Origin of the sequence: Devosia sp. (genome assembly GCF_028290645.1) — a bacterium.
GTDB lineage: Bacteria > Pseudomonadota > Alphaproteobacteria > Rhizobiales > Devosiaceae > Devosia_A.
In genome coordinates this window covers 1-2793 of the sequence record NZ_JAQGJL010000251.1, presented here as the reverse complement: position 1 = coordinate 2793, position 2793 = coordinate 1, and the positions used below count along the sequence as shown (strand labels likewise).

At 63.0% G+C, this 2793-nt stretch carries 4 protein-coding genes; 1 reads left to right on the top strand and 3 read right to left on the bottom strand.

Translation table 11 applies throughout. The annotated features are described in order from the left end of the window. Positions 1-13: 13 nt before the first annotated feature. The gene (locus JWQ89_RS13790; RefSeq protein WP_299641918.1) at positions 14-934 is read right to left on the bottom strand and encodes a recombinase family protein; all 921 of its coding nucleotides are present in this window, start codon (positions 932-934) and stop codon (positions 14-16) included. Further along, entirely contained in the window at positions 927-1412 is a 486-nt protein-coding gene (locus tag JWQ89_RS13785) for a DUF2924 domain-containing protein (protein ID WP_299641916.1), read from the bottom strand. The genes JWQ89_RS13790 and JWQ89_RS13785 overlap by 8 nt, the downstream gene beginning before the upstream one ends. Between JWQ89_RS13785 and JWQ89_RS13780 the strand changes: the two genes are divergently transcribed. Continuing rightward, positions 1356-1676 carry a rhodanese-like domain-containing protein gene (locus JWQ89_RS13780; RefSeq protein ID WP_366144007.1) on the top strand — a complete coding sequence of 107 codons (321 nt, stop codon included), beginning with the start codon at positions 1356-1358 and terminating at the stop codon, positions 1674-1676. The two genes, JWQ89_RS13785 and JWQ89_RS13780, sit on opposite strands and share 57 nt — an antisense overlap. A 149-nt stretch (positions 1677-1825) precedes the next feature. On the opposite strand, the gene JWQ89_RS13775 is transcribed toward JWQ89_RS13780, so the two are convergent. Next, positions 1826-2563 carry an aquaporin gene (locus JWQ89_RS13775; protein ID WP_299641914.1) on the bottom strand — a complete coding sequence of 246 codons (738 nt, stop codon included), beginning with the start codon at positions 2561-2563 and terminating at the stop codon, positions 1826-1828. Between the last annotated feature and the right edge of the window lie 230 nt (positions 2564-2793).

Here is a 2793-nt window from a genome sequence, read left to right as displayed (position 1 = left end):
TGCTCGTCGACAATCAGACCGGCGAGCAAGCTCCGCTCCTTGCATTGGCGCGGCTGCGCGCCCCCTGAGTGTTCCTGCCCAGCGTTGCCTGCACCTTGGTCCAGATCGCCTTGTCGATGATCGGCTGGTGCTGGCCCTTGTGCCGCTCGCCCTTGTGCGTGATGTCGCCGATGTAGAGCGGATTGCCGAGGATCTTGTAGAGGTGCCCGCGCGTGAACGCCTGATCACCGACGGTACGGCCGGTGCCCGAGATGTAGCGCTTGGTGCGAAGACCGAGGCGCCGCAACTCCTCCTCGACCAGTCTGACATTGTCGAGATCGAGATAGAGGTCGAAGATCTTCCGGACGGTAACGGCTTCTGCCTCGTTGATGACGAGGGCGCGATCCCTGACGTCGTAGCCAATGGGCTGGGGTCCGCCCATCCACATGCCCCGGCGCTTGGAGGCCGCGACCTTATCGCGGATGCGCTCCCCGGTCAGCTCGCGCTCGAACTGGGCGAAGCTCAGCAACACGTTGAGCATCAGGCGCCCCATGCTGTCGGTGGTGTTGAACGACTGGGTCACCGAGACAAACGAGACCCCATGCTCATCAAACACCTCGGCGAGCTTCGCGAAATCCATCAGCGAGCGGGTGAGCCGGTCGATCTTGTAGATGACAATGACATCGACCCCGCCGGCCTTCACCCGATCCATCAGGCGCTTCAACGCCGGACGGTCCACGTTGCCACCCGAGAAGCCACCATCATCGAAGTGATCCTCGATCAGTCCCCAGCCTTCATGGGCATGGGACTTTACGTAGGACTCGCAGGCCTCGCGCTGGGCTTCGAGCGAGTTGAAGTCCTGCTCCAGCCCCTCCTCGGAACTTTTGCGGGTGTAGATGGCACAGCGCGTTGCTGAACCGCCGGGCTTTTGCGGCGATGACCGGTTCTCACGCATGCTCGGTGACCTCCGCCCTGCCCGGCTGCCGGAGTTTGCGCGGCTTGAGCCCGAAGAACTTTGGCCCGTTCCAATTGGTGCCGGCGATCTCCCCGGCAATTGCTGACAGCGATCGGTACCGATTACCCTGCCATTCAAAGCCGTCTTGAAGGACGCTTACGCTATGTGTAACGCCCTTCCACGCCCGCACCAGCCGGGTGCCAGGACGGATGCGTCGCGCGGCCAGAGAAGCGTCGAACGACCCCTCTTCCGCCGCCGCTGCAAGTTTCAGGAGTAGCTTGCGCGTCTTCGGGGGCAGTCGCGTGCTCGTTGGTGCCGATCGGGCAATGGCAAAGGCTGGGATCGATGTATCGCGCTCCGGCTGCTCGCAGAGCACAACGTTGCCGAGGTGCGGGGCATTGTCGACAGCTACTTCACGAGGATGGATTCGCTGGAGCCGATTTCGAGCAAGGAGTTGCTGTCGCGGATTAGGGACCATGCGGTTCTGTTGCTGGACGTCCGCCCTGAAGACGAGTTCGCGGCAGGACACCTGCCCACGGCCCAGAACATCACCATAGAAACCCTCGAAGCGCGGCTGTCCGATCTTCCCACGGACCGGGAAATCGTCGCGTACTGCCGCGGGCCGTACTGCGTTTTGTCATTCAAGGCAGTAGAGGCACTGCGGACAAGGGGCTTCAAAGTCCGTCGTCTCACCGATGGCTATCCCGAATGGAAGGCGGCCGTTCTGCCGGTTGAAGCTTGATACCCGATCAGCGACGCCCGCCTGCTTCTCGTATCCTCGCTTCGTTCCTTTGAATGAAGCTTTGGAACTGGCGGACTTTGACGCAAGCATGTGCGCAACTGTCGCCAACATGCGTCCAGATCCGCTCTGAGCGAGAGTTGCGGTCAATTTCACTCGGCCGGGGTCGAGAGGGGCGCAGCCGCCGTTGGCGACTGCCGGGCGAGCCGAGCGAGGCCCTTGTGCACGAGGACGGCAACGACGGCGCCAACGATCGGGGCTATCATGTATAGCCAGACATTGTTGAAATTGCCCGTGGCGACCATTGGACCCAGTGATATTGCCGGGTTGAAGTCGGCGCCGGTGAGAGCTCCACCCGTGATGATGTTGAAGGTCAGGGTCATGCCGATCGCCAGCGGCGCAAGGTTGCCTGCGCGACCCGCCACCGCCGTGCTGAGCACAACAGTGACCAGGAAGAAGGCGAGCACCGCTTCGATCACGAAGCCGGCCAAGGGCGTGATCGTCAGGGTCGTGGCGCCCAGAGCGAGGTCGTTTGCGAGCGTTGGGGTGCCGAGGCCGGTCGCCGTACCCCCAAGCACCACCCGCAACAACAGTGCGGCGATGATACCGGCAATGAGCTGGGTGACGATGTAGCCGACAGCCTCGCCGGTGCGCATGGCGCCCGCGAGAAGCACGCCGACAGTGACGGCCGGGTTGAAATGCCCCCCCGACACGGATCCGTAGGCGAAAGCGAAGGCCATAATGGCCAGGCCGTGAGCGAAGGCAATGGCGCCCATACCAGCCAAGCCCGCACCGCTGCCGATTATTGCCGCGGCGCCGGCGCCGATGAACACGAACGAGAAGGTGCCGATGAACTCCGCAAGGAGTTTGGGTGCAGTTTGGTTGGACATCGTTGATCTCCAGAGGTGAGCGTGCGTCGCTCTGAGCGATCAGGTGTGCGCAAAAACAACGCGTTGATTCAGGGTGACCGGCGGCACTAGAGAGCGGCCGCCAGCCTGTGGCTGGGCGGGTCGCGCTACTCCGCGGCGATCGTCTGCGGATTGAAGGTGATGCCCAGCGCCTTCGCGACGCCGGCGCCATACGCCGGATCGGCCTTGGTGCAGTTGGCGATGTGCCGCTG

Coding starts and splice junctions, on each gene's coding strand:
- JWQ89_RS13790 (WP_299641918.1), bottom strand. CDS start 934: ATGCGTGAGAACCGGTCATCGCCGCAAAAGCCCGGCGGTTCAGCAACG.
- JWQ89_RS13780 (WP_366144007.1), top strand. CDS start 1,356: ATGGATTCGCTGGAGCCGATTTCGAGCAAGGAGTTGCTGTCGCGGATT.
- JWQ89_RS13785 (WP_299641916.1), bottom strand. CDS start 1,412: ATGGTCCCTAATCCGCGACAGCAACTCCTTGCTCGAAATCGGCTCCAG.
- JWQ89_RS13775 (WP_299641914.1), bottom strand. CDS start 2,563: ATGTCCAACCAAACTGCACCCAAACTCCTTGCGGAGTTCATCGGCACC.